The sequence below is a fragment of the Microcoleus sp. LAD1_D3 genome (assembly GCF_036702135.1).
Classification (GTDB): Bacteria; Cyanobacteriota; Cyanobacteriia; order Cyanobacteriales; family Microcoleaceae; genus Microcoleus.
This window is the reverse complement of sequence record NZ_JAUBSB010000065.1, coordinates 1-14,870: the sequence shown is the minus strand read 5'-3', so window position 1 is coordinate 14,870 and position 14,870 is coordinate 1. Positions and strand designations below refer to the sequence as shown.

The 14,870-nt window shown below is 45.4% G+C and carries 17 protein-coding genes; 13 read left to right on the top strand and 4 right to left on the bottom strand.

Annotated features, from left to right (window positions below; all coding sequences use genetic code 11):
- The first annotated feature begins 56 nt into the window (after positions 1 to 56).
- The 7 genes from QUA74_RS25165 to QUA74_RS25135 all read left to right on the top strand — a co-directional run bounded on the left by QUA74_RS25165 (position 57) and on the right by QUA74_RS25135 (position 7,656).
- Positions 57 to 1,091, top strand: a complete 1,035-nt coding sequence (locus QUA74_RS25165) for an LD-carboxypeptidase (RefSeq protein WP_333334523.1) — start codon at positions 57 to 59, stop codon at positions 1,089 to 1,091.
- A gap of 148 nt (positions 1,092 to 1,239) precedes the next feature.
- On the top strand, positions 1,240 to 1,953 hold the full coding sequence (locus tag QUA74_RS25160; protein ID WP_445251669.1) for a class I SAM-dependent methyltransferase: 714 nt from the start codon (positions 1,240 to 1,242) through the stop codon (positions 1,951 to 1,953).
- Positions 1,954 to 2,175: 222 nt separating this feature from the next.
- Complete coding sequence (locus tag QUA74_RS25155) at positions 2,176 to 3,177, top strand: cytochrome c oxidase subunit II (protein WP_333334522.1); 1,002 nt, start codon at positions 2,176 to 2,178, stop codon at positions 3,175 to 3,177.
- A gap of 78 nt (positions 3,178 to 3,255) precedes the next feature.
- Positions 3,256 to 5,061 carry a cytochrome c oxidase subunit I gene (gene ctaD / locus QUA74_RS25150; RefSeq protein ID WP_333334520.1) on the top strand — a complete coding sequence of 602 codons (1,806 nt, stop codon included), beginning with the start codon at positions 3,256 to 3,258 and terminating at the stop codon, positions 5,059 to 5,061.
- A gap of 122 nt (positions 5,062 to 5,183) precedes the next feature.
- Positions 5,184 to 5,807: a heme-copper oxidase subunit III gene (locus tag QUA74_RS25145; RefSeq protein ID WP_333175567.1), complete on the top strand. Its 624-nt coding sequence runs from the start codon at positions 5,184 to 5,186 to the stop codon at positions 5,805 to 5,807.
- Between the two features lie 163 nt (positions 5,808 to 5,970).
- Complete coding sequence (locus tag QUA74_RS25140) at positions 5,971 to 6,252, top strand: HNH endonuclease (RefSeq protein WP_172185596.1); 282 nt, start codon at positions 5,971 to 5,973, stop codon at positions 6,250 to 6,252.
- A 171-nt stretch (positions 6,253 to 6,423) separates the two neighbouring features.
- Entirely contained in the window at positions 6,424 to 7,656 is a 1,233-nt protein-coding gene (locus QUA74_RS25135; RefSeq protein ID WP_333334518.1) for a hypothetical protein, read from the top strand.
- Between the two features lie 14 nt (positions 7,657 to 7,670).
- Here the strand turns inward: QUA74_RS25135 and QUA74_RS25130 are convergent, their stop codons facing one another.
- From QUA74_RS25130 to QUA74_RS25115, 4 genes are all read right to left on the bottom strand, one after another.
- Positions 7,671 to 7,970 (bottom strand): (2Fe-2S) ferredoxin domain-containing protein, encoded by a 300-nt coding sequence (locus QUA74_RS25130; RefSeq protein WP_333334516.1) that lies wholly within the window; start codon positions 7,968 to 7,970, stop codon positions 7,671 to 7,673.
- Between the two features lie 123 nt (positions 7,971 to 8,093).
- Entirely contained in the window at positions 8,094 to 9,068 is a 975-nt protein-coding gene (locus QUA74_RS25125; protein WP_333334514.1) for a cysteine synthase A, read from the bottom strand.
- Between the two features lie 65 nt (positions 9,069 to 9,133).
- Positions 9,134 to 9,715, bottom strand: a complete 582-nt coding sequence (locus QUA74_RS25120; RefSeq protein WP_333334548.1) for a Uma2 family endonuclease — start codon at positions 9,713 to 9,715, stop codon at positions 9,134 to 9,136.
- 195 nt (positions 9,716 to 9,910) lie between these two features.
- On the bottom strand, positions 9,911 to 10,549 hold the full coding sequence (locus QUA74_RS25115) for a peroxiredoxin (RefSeq protein WP_006632618.1): 639 nt from the start codon (positions 10,547 to 10,549) through the stop codon (positions 9,911 to 9,913).
- Between the two features lie 160 nt (positions 10,550 to 10,709).
- Here QUA74_RS25115 and QUA74_RS25110 point away from each other — a divergent pair, with 160 nt between their 5' ends.
- The 6 genes from QUA74_RS25110 (at position 10,710) to QUA74_RS25085 (ending at position 14,689) form a co-directional block, all read left to right on the top strand.
- A complete protein-coding gene (locus QUA74_RS25110; protein WP_333334546.1) occupies positions 10,710 to 10,985 on the top strand; it encodes a hypothetical protein in 276 nt (91 codons plus the stop codon).
- Between the two features lie 98 nt (positions 10,986 to 11,083).
- Positions 11,084 to 11,446 (top strand): cupin domain-containing protein, encoded by a 363-nt coding sequence (locus tag QUA74_RS25105; RefSeq protein ID WP_333334512.1) that lies wholly within the window; start codon positions 11,084 to 11,086, stop codon positions 11,444 to 11,446.
- A 549-nt stretch (positions 11,447 to 11,995) separates the two neighbouring features.
- Entirely contained in the window at positions 11,996 to 12,877 is an 882-nt protein-coding gene (locus QUA74_RS25100; protein ID WP_333334510.1) for a ChaN family lipoprotein, read from the top strand.
- 38 nt (positions 12,878 to 12,915) lie between these two features.
- Positions 12,916 to 13,497: an NAD(P)H-dependent oxidoreductase gene (locus QUA74_RS25095; protein ID WP_333334508.1), complete on the top strand. Its 582-nt coding sequence runs from the start codon at positions 12,916 to 12,918 to the stop codon at positions 13,495 to 13,497.
- Positions 13,498 to 13,645: 148 nt separating this feature from the next.
- Positions 13,646 to 14,116, top strand: coding sequence for a helix-turn-helix domain-containing protein (locus QUA74_RS25090; RefSeq protein WP_333334506.1), 471 nt, complete (start codon positions 13,646 to 13,648; stop codon positions 14,114 to 14,116).
- A gap of 3 nt (positions 14,117 to 14,119) precedes the next feature.
- Complete coding sequence (locus QUA74_RS25085; RefSeq protein ID WP_333334504.1) at positions 14,120 to 14,689, top strand: PIN domain-containing protein; 570 nt, start codon at positions 14,120 to 14,122, stop codon at positions 14,687 to 14,689.
- Positions 14,690 to 14,870: the final 181 nt, after the last annotated feature.

Genomic DNA, 14,870 nt, shown 5'->3' with positions numbered 1-14,870 from the left:
CAACTAATTTTGCATAAATTTTGCTATACAATTATAGCAGAAATTACCTAACAGCTATGACTCTCCGCCGCCGTGCTCTGATCAGAACTTTTGGGCTGACTGCTATTGGTACTCAGCTTTTGCCGTTAGCGAATCCCTCGAAGAGGATCGCCCAAACCAACCTATCTCCCCAAAGTGCGATCGAGCCGCGCCGCCTGCAAGTCGGCGATACTGTAGCCTTAATCAATCCTGCCGCTTTCAACTACGAAAAAGAAGTCCAGCCATTTTTTAAAGTTCTGGATAACCTGGGTTTAAAAGTTAAATTGGGAGAGCATTTTTACGATCGCTACGGCTATTTAGCGGGCAAGGATGCCGATCGCGCCGCCGATGTCAATGCAGCCTTTGCCGATGACTCAGTGCGAGCTATTTTTACCGGGATGGGGGGCTGGGGCTGCGGTCGGATATTGCCGCTCCTGGATTACAATATTATCCGCAATAATCCCAAAATTATTATGGGATTCAGCGATATTACGGCGTTGTTATTGGCAATTTATGCTAAAACTAATATAGTTACTTTTCACGGCCCTTTAGGTGTGTCAACTTGGAGCCCATTGACAGTAAATTACGTCAAAAAACTTTTGTTTGAGGGCGGCTCTATAACCATGCAAAACTCCCCAAGTGTGCAAGTTCAAACAATCGGGGGCGGAACAGCTAGGGGAAAACTAATCGGTGGCAATTTATCAGTAATAGCAGCAATGGTGGGTTCTGCATATTTACCGACATGGGAAAACAGTATTTTGTTTGTTGAGGAAGTTGGCGAAGAGGTTTATCGGATCGATCGAATGTTGACGCAGCTTAAATTAGCGGGCATTCTTGATAAAATATCAGGTTTTATTTTCGGACAGTGCACCAAGTGCGAAGCTGAAAAACCCCAAGAGTCCCTAACCTTACCTCAAGTCTTGTCCGACCACATTCGCCCTTTGAAGATTCCTGCGTGGTATGGTTCTATGGTGGGACACATCCGGGAGCAGTTCACTTTGCCGATCGGCAAACAAGTCGAAATCGACGCAAATGCTGGTACAATCAGATTGTTAGAATCCGCTGTCAATTAAATCTTGAACTATTCTCGATATTACCGAGGCAGAGCCTCTGGATCTGCGTTCCCCGGCAGAGCCAGGGAACGAGAAATAAATTCAAACACAAAACCCAAATATAGTGAAAAAAACCGCACAATTCCTTAAATCATTAACAATAATAATTTTGACAATTATTTCCCTGTTGCCGCTCAATGCCTGTGCAGCAGCAAGTAAAACCGCCAACAGCGACACCATTTATCAGCAGCGAACTGTCCACAATCCCGACGGCATCGGCAAGTTTTACATGGGTCGAGAAATTGCCCAAGTCATGGGATATCAAGGCGCTGGTTGGCTGGAAAGACCGTCTCGCGGCATGGAAGAAAAATCAGCTCGATTAGTCAACAATCTCGATTTAAAACCAAGCGATTTTGTAGCCGACATTGGAGCGGGAACCGGATATTTTAGCTTTCGCATCGCTCCCTTAGTTCCAGAAGGAAAGGTTTTAGCCGTTGACGTGCAGCCGGAAATGATTGATTTTATTAAATTGAATAAACAAGAAAAAAATATTGCTAACGTTGAGCCAGTTTTGGGCAGGATCGACAATCCGAATTTGCCGGAAAATAGCCTAGATTTAGTTGTGATGGTCGATGCTTATCACGAATTTGCATATCCCAGAGAAATGATGCAAGGAATTGTGAAAGCACTCAAACCGGGAGGCCGCACGGTATCGATCGAGTATCGGGGCGAAAACCCGCTGATTCCCATTAAAGGTTTGCACAAAATGACGCAGAAGCAGGTGAAAAAAGAAATGGCCGCCGTCGGTTTAGTATGGAAAGAGACAAAAGATATGTTGCCCCAGCAGCATTTGATGGTGTTTGAGAAAAAATCTCAAATTTAGCAGCCAAACAGAGCGATTGCTTACCATTTTTAATCATTTTTGTCAAGGTACAAAAGACGTATTTGTGTGCACGGGCGATCGCTCAGTCAAACATACTAAGCCTTAAGTAACCCTTAAGATAGACATTTTACTAAAAATACCATTTACAATTAAAAATTGATAACCCAGAGGCGCTTCCTTCATTTTTCAAGCGAAGAAGTGTCGCTATTAAGAAGTACCAGCGTGAACATTCCAAGTTCCATCCTCACCATGCTCGCCGGCATCGGAGTGACTCTGATCAGTCTCTGGTACGGGCAGAATCACGGTTTGATGCCGATCGCCGCCTCTGACGAAGCATCCGACATAGACGCACTTTTCAATACAATGATGACCATTTCCACTGGACTATTTATCATGGTCCAAGGAATTCTCATTGTTGCTGCAATTAAATATCGCCGTCGTCAAGGAGACAACACAGATGGGCCGCCTTGGCATGACAACTTTCCCTTAGAAATTCTTTGGACAGCCGTGCCGGCGGTGATTATTTTAGGAATCGGAGTCTACAGTTTTGAGATTTACAACTCAATGGGAGGCCTCGATCCGATGGGGAATCACGACCACGGAACCATGCAAGCGCACTCTAAAATGCGGGGAAGTGCGATCGCAGCCACACTCTCAGATACACCCCAAAACGCCCCTCAAATAGCGCCTCAAAAACTTGTTGCTCTAGGCGTAGGCGCTTCCCCAGAAAATGAAGACAAACCAGCAGACTTAGTTGTAAATGTCATGGGTTTGCAGTACGCCTGGATTTTTAGCTATCCAGAAAGTGGCGTTAGTTCTGGCGAACTGCATATGCCAGCCAACCGCGACGTACAGCTAAATATCTCAGCTCAAGACGTGCTGCACGCATTTTGGCTGCCGGAATTTCGCCTCAAACAAGATGCAATTCCCGGACGGCCGAGCGAACTGAGATTTACACCAACTAAAACCGGTGAATACCGGGTTGTTTGTGCTGAATTGTGCGGCGCTTACCACGGAGCGATGAAAGCTGTAGCAGTCGTTCACACACCAGAAGAATTCGACGGTTGGCTGCAAAGCCAGCAAGTTGCTAGCAGTCAAAACTTAGAGCAAGCAGTTGCAGTCAATCCTGGGGAATTGTCAGACGGTGAATTTTTAGCTCCCTACGTCAGGGAAATAAAAATTAATTCCGAAAGCCTAAAACAACTTCACCCAACTCATCACTAAAAATAGTCATTAGTTCCTGGCACTGAATCTTTGATCCTGAGCTAATAACTAATGACTAATAACTAATGACTAATAACTATGACACAAGCACAGTTCCAAGAAAGTGCCAACACTGAGGCTCGCGGAACAGCGCCCGCCGATAGACATTGGCGCGACTACTTCACTTTTAATACCGACCACAAAGTCATCGGTATTCAATACCTAGTCACAACATTTATTTTCTATCTAATCGGTGGCGTGATGGCAACTTTGGTGCGAACAGAACTCGCCACCCCCGACGCCGATTTTGTCACCCCCGAACTCTACAACAGTTTATTTACTGTTCACGCCACGGTGATGATCTTCCTGTGGATCGTACCCGCCGGAGCCGGATTTGCTAACTTTTTGATCCCCTTAATGATTGGGGCAAAAGACATGGCATTTCCCAGGCTGAATGCGATCGCCTTTTGGCTGATTCCCGTAGGCGGCGTGTTGCTGTTGAGCAGTTTTTTGGTAGGAGCTCCGCAGGCGGGTTGGACTTCCTATCCACCTTTGAGCTTAGTTACTGCTCAAGCGGGGGAAGAAATTTGGATTCTCAGCGTTTTGATTCTCGGAACTTCTTCGATTTTGGGGGCGGTTAATTTTGCCGTTACCATCTTTACCATGCGGGTTCCGAGCATGAGTCTCAATGAAATGCCTTTGTTTTGCTGGGCGATGATTGCGACTTCAGCGCTGACTTTGATTGCTACTCCAGTCTTAGCCGCAGCTTTGATTTTGCTGTCGTTTGACTTGTTAGCAGGGACGGCATTTTTTAACCCGACCGGCAACGGCGATCCGATCGTCTACCAGCATTTATTCTGGTTTTATTCGCACCCGGCAGTTTACATTATGATTATGCCCTTTTTCGGGGTGATTTCAGAAGTTTTGCCGGTGCATTCGCGCAAGCCAATTTTTGGTTATTTGGCGATCGCATATTCCAGTCTCGCGATCAGCTTTTTGGGCTTGATCGTGTGGGCGCACCATATGTTTACCAGCGGCACTCCCGGCTGGCTGCGGATGTTTTTTATGATCACGACTATGATCATCGCCGTACCAACTGGGATTAAAATATTTAGCTGGTTGGCAACTATTTGGGGAGGCAAACTCCGGCTTGTCAGCGCGATGCTATTTGGGATGGGTTTTATCTCAACATTTGTCCTCGGCGGCATCACCGGGATCATGGTAGCCTCCGTACCTTTCGACATTCACGTTCACGACACTTATTTTGTCGTCGCTCACCTACACTACGTGCTGTTTGGCGGCTCAGTGTTTGGAATTTACGCTGCTTTTTACCACTGGTTCCCCAAAATGACGGGGCGGATGATTAATGAATTTTGGGGTAGAGTTCACTTTGTTTTAACTTATGTTGGCTTTACTGTAACTTTCTTGCCGATGCACGCTTTGGGTATGCAAGGAATGCCTAGGCGGGTGGCAATGTACGACCCGAAATTTACCACAATTAATGTCATTTGTACTGTCGGTGCTTATATGCTGGCAGTGTCTACAATCCCCTTTATCATTAATGTGATTTGGAGCTGGAGGTACGGCCCGAAAGCAGGTGACAATCCTTGGCAAGCTTTGAGTTTGGAATGGATGACGACTTCGCCGCCCCCGATCGAAAATTTTGAAGGAGTGCCGGTATTGGCAACGGGGCCTTACGATTACGGCATGGAAAAAATTCAGCATACTGGGGAACGTCTCAGGCTCAAGTTGAGGGAAAATGCCACCCGCAACGCCCAGAAAACAGGTATTCCTATTGCGGAGGCTCAAGCTTCAACTTTCTTGGGCAGCACTGCAACTTTGGTCGCTCCTGAATCAGAGGTAAATATTGATTCTCCTGCTGATGAAAGTCAAGATGGCGAATAGTTATTAGTCATCAGGCATTAGTCATTGGGCATTGTTGACTGTTGACTGTTAACTAATGACTGATGACTAATGCCAACTGCCCGCTGACAACTGACAACTGACTTCTTCATTACCAATTTCTTATGCAAATTCCAGCGATCGATCCGGCCAAAACAGCCCTGAATTACCACCACGAGGCTGAGGTAGAAGCACACGGTGTGGAGCATCCCGACCACCGGATGTTAGGGGTAATTGTGTTCCTGTGCGCTGAAGGCATGATATTTTTCGGTATGTTTGCCGCGTATTTGATTTATCGGGCGATGGCCCCCGCGTGGCCCCCTGAAGGTACGCCCGAGCGTGAGTTATTGCTGCCGGGAATCAATACGGTAATTCTGATTGCTAGCAGTTTTGTGATTCACAATGCGGATACTGCAATCAAAAAAAATGATGCCGCAGGAATGCGGAATTGGCTGCTCGTAACTATTGCTATGGGCGCAGTTTTCTTGTTCGGTCAGGTTTACGAATACGCTCATTTAGAATTTGGCTTGACGACGAATTTGTATGCCAGTTGCTTTTACGTTTTGACTGCTTTTCACGGCTTGCACGTTACGTTGGGAGTGCTGCTGATGGTGGCGGTGGTGTGGCGATCGCGCGCGCAAGGTCACTATTCTAGCGAGCACCACTTCGGAATCGAAGCGACTGAGATTTACTGGCACTTTGTGGATGTGATTTGGATTGTTTTGTTTCTGTTACTGTATATTTTGTGATCCCAGAGGCTTTTCAACCTCTGCCACAAGAGATTTGTATGACCCCCAACTGGGGGTTTTTTTATTGTTTGGAGAGTGCGATCGAGCTTCATTCACATGAATCAAAGCCGATCGCGCTAAACTAAAAGTAGCAATTCTCCTATCCAGCAGCATTGAGAAAATTATGCAGTGCGAATTGTGCGATCGACAAATGGAAGCATTAACCGCCCATCACCTCATCCCCAAACAAAACACCAAGCGGAAAAACGAAGATCCAAGCCCGACAATCGACATTTGCTCCGCTTGTCACCGCCAGATTCACTCTCTATTTGACAACAAACACCTCGCCCAAGAGCTCAACACCCTGGAAAAGCTCAAAAATGACCCTGAACTCCATAAATTTGTCTCTTGGATTAAGAAACAAAAAACCGACAAACGCATTCAAGTACGCGGCAAAAAAGCTTGAGCGCAGGGCCCGAACTCAGATATATCGTCCTGAATGCAGTTACTCTCTCAAACCCGGTTTCTTCATAAATGTTTCGTTTCCCAACCCAAAATTTTGCACAGCAACCCGGTTTGTTTGCGTAAATCCTAGTATACTGATTTACTTATTAGTAACAAGCTGCCAACAATTATTATGAACCTCACCTCCCTCGAACTCGCAAAAGACCGAGCGCGCATCTTCAAAAACTACCTCCAAATGGAAATAGATGCCAAAGCTAACATAAACAAACTAGCTTTTTTAGACCGGGGCATTGAAAAATCTCCTTACCAACAACACATTAAAAACTATCCCGATTATCTCAAACAGAAACCCGACGGCTTAAAAGTAATTAGCTCTATTCCCAGCCCCAATAATCCCCTCAAACTTACCCCGTTTCCCAGCCTGGGAGAACTACCTCAAATTAACCCTCAAGCTTTAAGTTTCCTCCACGCAGACATCAAAGAAGCCTGCGTTTGCATTGGTACTTTTGTAGAGGGCAAAATTCAGGCGCAGTGGCTGGGAAAAAACGCACTTACCAATGCTGAGCAGTGGAGTGCCACTAAAATTATCGCACTGCTTAATATCGTCAGTCAAATAAATAGCAAATATCCTGATTGCGACATTGACAACTGCGTTGTTAGAGATGGCAACGGGCAAAAACATGATTTTTACTTTTACGACGTAGCAAAAGACATGATTAACTATGCCTCCAATATAGGAAGTTCAAACTCGTTAGCTGCGATGTTCAAACGCTTCGATACTCGCATAGGACTAGAGCAATGGCTGAAAAGCGCTACTGGCAATAACGACCTAATTTTTCGCGGCGATTACGGCGAAAATCCTTATCACAACAACCCCAAAATCTTCGATCTCACCAAAAAACAAGTGCTGCTAAGTGCCGCATTAAACAGCACCAAACAAAAAAACTCCGTATCTGCTTATGACTTGACCAGGCTAATTTCCATGTTAGGATGGCACTTCCACATCGAACAGCGATCGCGCATGAAAGCATCTCAGTGGAACAGCTTAGAAAGCATTGTCAGAGCAATGGGACATGACAGCGCTCGATATGTGGACGTAGCAATTAAAACTTTGGGGATGGAGAGCCTCATCACTTCTCCAGTAATTATCTCAAAATTGGGTTACGGACTGAGCTCGATCAGGGGAACCCTAGAAACAGTTTATGTGGCTTTAGTGCGGTTTGTTGACGAGCGACCGAAGGCGGCGGGAAAGCCGGCAAAACTCAGAACTTTAGCCATGAGTTTGCGGGCAGAAAAACCTGTAGGCGGTTCCAGCAGTGTCGATCGCTTGGCGATCGAACTCGACGCCAGATTTTGCGCCGAAGTCACCGAAATTCTCCGCCGTTTGTTTGCGGAAGAATTTTAAAGGCGGGCGATCGACTAATGAGAAAGTCGGTGAAACTTGCGATAAAGCATCCTCTCCACCGGCTTTCCTCCCCGCAAATGTTGCTCAGTTATTGCCGCAACTTCTTCAGGGCAAACACCATTGTACCAAACCTCTTCTGGCAGCACCAACACCATCGGCCCGTTGCCGCACTGTCCCAAACAACTGCTAGCAACAACTTCAACTTCGGAGGGCGACAATTTCTGAAAAGCTGCCAGTACCTTTGCTGAATTTTGCTTGCGACAAGTGCGGTTTTGGCAAACAAGAACTTGCCTAGAAGATTCTGTGATTTTCATGTTTTTTCACTTGACATTCTGCTACATATATGCTATTTTTGTATCATGGGAATAGGTGTGGCCATATATGCCCAAATTTTATATATGCCCAGATTTTAAGGTGCGCCGCAGCGCACCCGACGATTAATCTGGTGACAAACCTTTGGAAGCCAACCATTGTCGATCGAACAAACGCGACTGATACCGAGCCCCGCCGTCGCAGAGTACCGTAACAATCGTATGTCCAGGCCCCATTTGCTTCGCTAAAGCCACAGCCGCCGCGACATTAATCCCCACAGAACCGCCCATAAACAGCCCTTCTTTCCTCAGCAGTTGGTAAATCACTCGGACAGCTTCAGTATCGTGAATTTGGATGGCGTCATCTACCGGGGCATTCTCCATATTTGCAGTGATGCGGGTGGTGCCAATTCCCTCAGTAATCGAACTACCTTCGGTCTTAATTTCCCCAGTTTTGAAATAACTGTAAAGCCCGCTGCCCATCGGGTCTGCCAAGACAATTCTAACAGCAGGATTTTTTTCTTTTAAAAACATTCCTACGCCAGCAAAAGTGCCGCCAGTACCAGTAGCTGTTACCCAAGCATCTATTTTCCCGTTTGTTTGTTCCCAAATTTCCGGGCCAGTTGTCTCGTAATGAGCTCGGCGATTGGCTAAATTGTCAAACTGATTTGCCCAGACTGCATTCTCCAGTTCCGAAGCCAATCTTCCCGACAATTTGACATAATTATTCGGGTCTTTGTAAGGAACAGCGGGAACAGTCCGAACTTCAGCGCCCAAGGTTTTCAAAGCATCGATTTTTTCTTGAGATTGGTTATCTGGAATCACAATCAAACATTTGTAACCTTTAGCGTTGCAAATGTGGGCCAAACCGATGCCAGTATTGCCCGCAGTGCCTTCAACAACGGTGCCGCCCGGTTTCAGCAAGCCTTTTTCTTCTGCATCTTTGATGATGTATAAAGCAGCCCTATCTTTAACGGAACCGCCGGGATTGAGAAACTCTGCTTTACCGAGAATGTCGCAGCCAGTTTCATCGCTGAAGCTGTTTAAGCGGATGAGGGGAGTATTGCCGATTGTGCCTACAAAGCCGTTTTTAATATCCATATTTTTTGCGTGTGTGTATCCTATAATTAATTTTTACAATAACTTGATATTTATTGCTACCTGTTCTACCAAATCTTGCTCATATTGAGTACAAATCCCGGCAAAACGGGGTCGGCGCTAACTGTCGCGGGATTCTCCAAACATTCCTCTGGCAAACCAGGACGGTAAATATAAACTCTGCGATTTTTGCGGTCAATTAACCAGCCTAACTGCACTCCTGGTTCTCTCATATATTCTTGCATTTTTTCTTGCAATGGCTTGAGATTGTCAGAAGCCGACCTGAGTTCTACTACAAAATCAGGGCAAATAGGTGGGAATTTATCTTGCTGTTCTTGAGATAAAGCATTCCACCGTTCCAATTTAATCCACGAGGCATCTGGAGACTTGTCACCCATTGAAAGCTTAAATCCCGTACTGGAATCAAAACACATACCGGTTCCATCTTGTCGAGTCCAAATATACAACTCTCCAAAGACGCTACCGCTGCGATTTCCTGTTGTTCCACCAGTAGGGGGCATAATTAGCAATTCTCCCGATTTGTTGCGTTCAATGCGTAACTCACTATTGATTTGACAGAACTCGAAAAACTCGTCGTCTGTCATTTGCAATTTGGGCGGTATTCGCAACACAATTGTTGATGACAGCATTTTGCCTTTCCTCAAATCTAAAGTGTTCACACAAGATTGCACAATTTGTTTGTTGGTAGTCATGACTTTAGCCCTCAAAAATCATGATTAAGGACTAAAGTCGTGACTACAAACTGGTTTTAGGCGCGAATTATAGAGGTAAGGTGCGCTAGGCACACCCTACATAATTAGGTTGTGCGCCCAGGAATGTTAAACCTATTTATTCGGCTGAGGAGTCATCCGCAAATAAGGCTTAATCGGCGTATAACCTTTAGGAAATTTCTCTTCCAACTCTTTCGGGTCGGTAATCGAAGGTACGATTACGCAATCGTCGCCGTCTTTCCAATCAACTGGAGTCGCAACGCTGTATTTGTCGGTAAGTTGCAAGGAATCAATTACTCGCAAAATTTCATTAAAATTCCGACCAGTGCTCGCGGGATAAGTAATGCTCAAACGCAATTTCTTTTCCGGGTCAATCACAAAAACTGTGCGGATTGTTAAGTTGTTTAGCGAGTTGGGATGGATCATGTCGTAAATGTCGGAGACTTTACGATCGCCATCTGCTAAAATCGGATAATTGAGGGTGACATTTTGAGTTTCCTCAATATCTTTAATCCAGCCCATGTGAGAATCCACATCATCGACGCTGAGGGCAATGGTTTTGACCCCCCGCTTTTCAAATTCAGACTTTAGACGGGCCACTGCACCCAGTTCTGTGGTGCACACTGGAGTATAGTCTTTCGGGTGGGAAAACAACACGACCCAGCTATCCCCAGCCCAGTCGTAGAAATTGATTTCCCCTTCAGACGAAGCTTGGGTAAAGTTGGGAACTGTATCGCCTAATCGCAGAGTCATAACTGATTTCCTCTAATTTTATTTAAGGACTGTTCCTTATCATGCCATAATTGCCCGGTTTCTCGATCGAGCTGTAAAGGATTCTAAACTTTTTGGTCGATCGATCGGCAATTCCACTACTGTAATGTATGTGTGGCTTCTAACGCTGAATTTTCTTGCTATGCTTTACTTTTTGCTTAAGGTAATACAGCCTATTTTAGTCCCGCTGTGTTTTGTGTCCGCCTGGGGCTTAGTTTTTTTGCTGTGTTTGAGTGTCGGGCGTACAGTCACCGACTCCCTGCGTCGAGCTCAGCGGATGCACAAAATCCCTTGTGCTAACTGCGTATTTTTCACCCGCGACTACCACCTCAAGTGTCCCGTTCAGCCTACTATAGCTTTATCTGAAGATGCGATCGACTGTCCTGATTATCGATCGCATTCTGGAATTTACGGTTAAAAAATCCGACCGCTGCTTTACTACATATTTCTTAACATCTCTCGCTCTTTCAATTAAACTTATGTTGTGGTAAAGAGATTTTCAGGAGATGGGAAAGAATGCTAATTCAAAAGCTAAATGCCTGCGACGAGTTTATTGCTGGCGACGGTACTCAACTGCGAGAATTGCTGCATCCAGACAAACAAGCTGTGGATTTGCGTTACAGTTTAGCCCATGCCGCTTTGCCACCGGGACAAACTTCTGCGCTGCACTCCCTGACAACTTCTGAAGTTTACTACATCCTCAGCGGCGTTGGAGAAATGCACATCGACGACGAAACTCAATTCGTGGAACCCGGAGATGCAGTTTACATTCCCCCAAACGCCAAACAGTTTATTTACAACTGTGGGACAGAACCCCTAATATTTATTTGTATTGTCGATCCCGCGTGGCGAAAGGAAGACGAGACAATTTTTCAGTAATTTTCTAGTTTTTCTCCTTTTATGCTCGTTACCTGGCTCTGCCCGGTAACGCATATCTAGAGGAAGAGCCTCTACTGAAAAAAACATCACAAACCGAAAATCTCTTTTAACAACAACAGCACCCAGCCATATGTACCGAGTGATTTCCTCTTTTTTAAACTTCGATGCGGAGTTGCAATAATCCTCGGATTCAGTTGCATTGCTCCCCTCTAATTATTTGAGGAAGTATCAGCTTTGTTGGTGGGTGCTGCTATTGGTTTTTGATGAGACAGATGTGAGATTTGACAGCGTTTTACTCCTTAGATTCTATTGTGAACTTCGCTGCGGTATCTGGATGTGGTATCTGTCAGAGAAGCTTTTTGTTCGCTTCATATTATTAATTTAGCACCTTCTTTTAGAAGCGCAAGTACCTGCAACTAAACTTTACATTTTTAGAAGTAGCTGCGGATAATTATGAAGTTAAATAAAGCATCAAGCTTTCTAGCTGCTCAGCTAAAATAGTAGAGTTCGGCTGTGCTTGCTGTTGCGAGAAACAGGCATAATATTTGTATGAAAACAACCAAACTCATCAAACTGTGCGCCTTATCGCTGAGTATCTTTCTAGTGTGCAGCAGTGCAGTGACAGCGCAAACGACGGCGAACCCTCAACCCGGGCAGACTTACACTAACCAAGAGATTCTGCAACAGTTGGTAAAGGCAAAAGTCGTGTATCTGGGAGAAACCCACGATAGCGCGGAAGACCACCAAGCTCAACTAAAAATTATCCGAGAAATGCAGCGGCAAAATCGGAAAATTGCGATCGCGATGGAAATGTTTCAGCGTCCCTTTCAAAGTGCGATCGACAACTACCTAGCAGGTAAACTGACTGAAGAGCAATTAGTCGAGCAAACAGAGTACGATCGCAGATGGCGCTTTCCCTGGGAATCTTACGCCCCCATTTTGCGGTTTGCCAAAGAAAATCAACTACCTGTCCTCGCCTTAAATACACCATCCGAAGTAACGAGAAAAGTTGCCAGCCAAGGTTTAGAAAGCCTCACAGCAGAGGAAAAAAAGCACATTCCCCCCATATCCGAAATTCGCACCGATAACGCCGAATATCGGCAACTGCTGCTAGAAGTTTACCAGCAACACCAAAAGGCAGCACAGGGAAATAGTACGGCTTTTGAAAGATTTTTGCAAGCCCAAGTTTTGTGGGACGAAACTATGGCGGAAAAAATAGCTGAATTTGTCAAAGCAAACCCCGACTATCAAGTTGTCGTGTTGGCGGGTAAAGGACACATTATTTACGGTTACGGCATTCCCAGTCGCGTCGAGAGGCGTTTGGGAGTCGGGAATGTAAAAATGCGATCGGTTTTACTCAATTCCAGTGACAATCCTGTTTTGTCGGCAGATAGACCCATTGCTGACTTTGTTTGGAATCACTCGAAATAGTACAATTATACGCGGAAACAATAAGCAGGAAAAAATCAATGACAAACAGACCAAAAATACTTGCATTTGCCGGAAGTACCCGCGAAGCATCCTATAACAAACTGCTGGTAAAAGTTGCGGCGGCTGGGGCTACGGCGGCGGGTGCAGAAGTTACATATTTAGATTTGCGCGATTTGCCGATGCCACTATTTGACGAAGATTTAGAAGCCAAAGAGGGAATGCCAAAAAATGCTCGGCAATTGAAGGAATTGATGGTAGCGCATGACGGGTTTTTGATAGCTTCCCCTGAGTATAACAGTTCAATTACGCCTGTGTTGAAAAATGCGATCGATTGGGTATCGCGCCCAGCACCGGGTGAACCGGGATTGGTGGCATTTACTGGCAAAGTAGCGGTAATTATGAGTGCTTCCCCAGGCGGAATTGGAGGTTTGCGGGGATTAGTGCATTTGCGATCGATCCTGGGGAATATTAACGTATTGGTACTCCCGGATCAGAAAGCAATTCCCCAAGCTTTTGAAGCATTTAATGCTGACGGTACGATGAAAGATCCCAAACAGCAGGACGCTGTTGAAAATCTCGGTGCTAAGTTGTCTAATGTGCTGTCGAAATTAATCGCATGAGGCAATAAATTCATTTGGCAGTAGGGACACAGCAATTTTGTGTCCCAATCCCAGCATCTGTTATTTTGCTGGCTGCATCAAGTGCGATCGCCTCGCAAAATTGCTACGATCATAGTTGATTGGCTGTTATTCTCACCCCCAAACTAACATGACATTCACTGGAGATCCAGACTCAGCACCTGCTTTACCGACAGCAGCAGAAGCAGCGGTTGCCAAAACCAGCAGCCGCGCTTTAGAATCGCACTTGCAAAATCATCCGTCTGGCGAATCCCTCAAATTGATATTAAACGAAAAAGAGGGAAAGACAATTGACATACCGGCCGCAGCGTTACCCCTGCTGTTAGCAATTTTGCAGCAAACAAGCAGCGGCAATACTGTCAAGCTAACTCCCATTACTAAAGAACTTCATATTTATCAAGCAGCAGACATCCTGGGAGTTTCAGATAAATATATGCGGGAGTTGCTGGAGGCGGGCAAAATCCCTTACAAGACAGTCAGGAACAGTCGCCGGATACGTTACGAAGATTTAATGGCCTATAAGAAACAAAGTTACGAAGAAAGCAGTAAAATTATGGATATGCTTGTATGTGAATCAGAAGCACTCGGTTTGTACCATTAAAGCATGGCAATTTTAACTGTTGTTTACGATGCTAATGTTTTGTATTCGGCATCTCTTCGTGACTTATTTGTAGAGTTGGCAACTACCGACATAGTTGAGGCACGTTGGACTGAAGAAATTCACGACGAGTGGATGAGAAATGTACTTATAAACCGTCCCGATATAAGATTTGAACAGCTTGCCCGAACCAAAAGATTAATGAATGCAAGTGTTGAAAATTGCTTGGTGCAACGCTATGAGACAATTATACAAGAGTTAGAACTTCCCGATCCGGGCGATCGCCATGTCCTCGCTGCTGCAATTCACTCTCGTTCTAAGTTTATTATTACTTTCAATCTCAGAGATTTTCCTGAAGGAGCTCTTGCACCTTACGACATTTTAGCGCAGCATCCAGATGATTTTATTTTAGACTTGCTTGACCTCAACGGGCAAACAGTATGCAAAGCAGCCGAGAAACAAAGAATCAGGCTCAAGAATCCGCCAAAAACGCCTGACGAGTATTTACAAACGCTGGTAGAATTGGGACTGCCGCTGTCAGCAACTCGGATGCGAGAATTGTGCTATCGAGATTAGTGCGATCGCGCACCGCAGACTTTTCCTAGTTTCTTCCGAGGTTTTTTATTGTACGATCGCACTGGATAACTCTTCGACCTAGCCAATATACCACTCATCTACTTTTTGTTAGAGTCGATAGAGGCGTTGCCACCTCTACCTCTCCTTCAGAACCGGACGTGAGACTTTCACCTCATCCGGC

What these genes read in the sequence shown, in the direction of transcription:
- QUA74_RS25090 (WP_333334506.1), top strand. Translation starts at nt 13,646, where the DNA reads ATGACATTCACTGGAGATCCAGACTCAGCACCTGCTTTACCGACAGCA.
- QUA74_RS25100 (WP_333334510.1), top strand. Translation starts at nt 11,996, where the DNA reads ATGAAAACAACCAAACTCATCAAACTGTGCGCCTTATCGCTGAGTATC.
- QUA74_RS25145 (WP_333175567.1), top strand. Translation starts at nt 5,184, where the DNA reads ATGCAAATTCCAGCGATCGATCCGGCCAAAACAGCCCTGAATTACCAC.
- QUA74_RS25130 (WP_333334516.1), bottom strand. Translation starts at nt 7,970, where the DNA reads ATGAAAATCACAGAATCTTCTAGGCAAGTTCTTGTTTGCCAAAACCGC.
- QUA74_RS25105 (WP_333334512.1), top strand. Translation starts at nt 11,084, where the DNA reads ATGCTAATTCAAAAGCTAAATGCCTGCGACGAGTTTATTGCTGGCGAC.
- QUA74_RS25165 (WP_333334523.1), top strand. Translation starts at nt 57, where the DNA reads ATGACTCTCCGCCGCCGTGCTCTGATCAGAACTTTTGGGCTGACTGCT.
- QUA74_RS25140 (WP_172185596.1), top strand. Translation starts at nt 5,971, where the DNA reads ATGCAGTGCGAATTGTGCGATCGACAAATGGAAGCATTAACCGCCCAT.
- QUA74_RS25115 (WP_006632618.1), bottom strand. Translation starts at nt 10,549, where the DNA reads ATGACTCTGCGATTAGGCGATACAGTTCCCAACTTTACCCAAGCTTCG.
- QUA74_RS25125 (WP_333334514.1), bottom strand. Translation starts at nt 9,068, where the DNA reads ATGGATATTAAAAACGGCTTTGTAGGCACAATCGGCAATACTCCCCTC.
- ctaD (WP_333334520.1), top strand. Translation starts at nt 3,256, where the DNA reads ATGACACAAGCACAGTTCCAAGAAAGTGCCAACACTGAGGCTCGCGGA.
- QUA74_RS25135 (WP_333334518.1), top strand. Translation starts at nt 6,424, where the DNA reads ATGAACCTCACCTCCCTCGAACTCGCAAAAGACCGAGCGCGCATCTTC.
- QUA74_RS25085 (WP_333334504.1), top strand. Translation starts at nt 14,120, where the DNA reads ATGGCAATTTTAACTGTTGTTTACGATGCTAATGTTTTGTATTCGGCA.
- QUA74_RS25095 (WP_333334508.1), top strand. Translation starts at nt 12,916, where the DNA reads ATGACAAACAGACCAAAAATACTTGCATTTGCCGGAAGTACCCGCGAA.
- QUA74_RS25110 (WP_333334546.1), top strand. Translation starts at nt 10,710, where the DNA reads ATGCTTTACTTTTTGCTTAAGGTAATACAGCCTATTTTAGTCCCGCTG.
- QUA74_RS25120 (WP_333334548.1), bottom strand. Translation starts at nt 9,715, where the DNA reads ATGCTGTCATCAACAATTGTGTTGCGAATACCGCCCAAATTGCAAATG.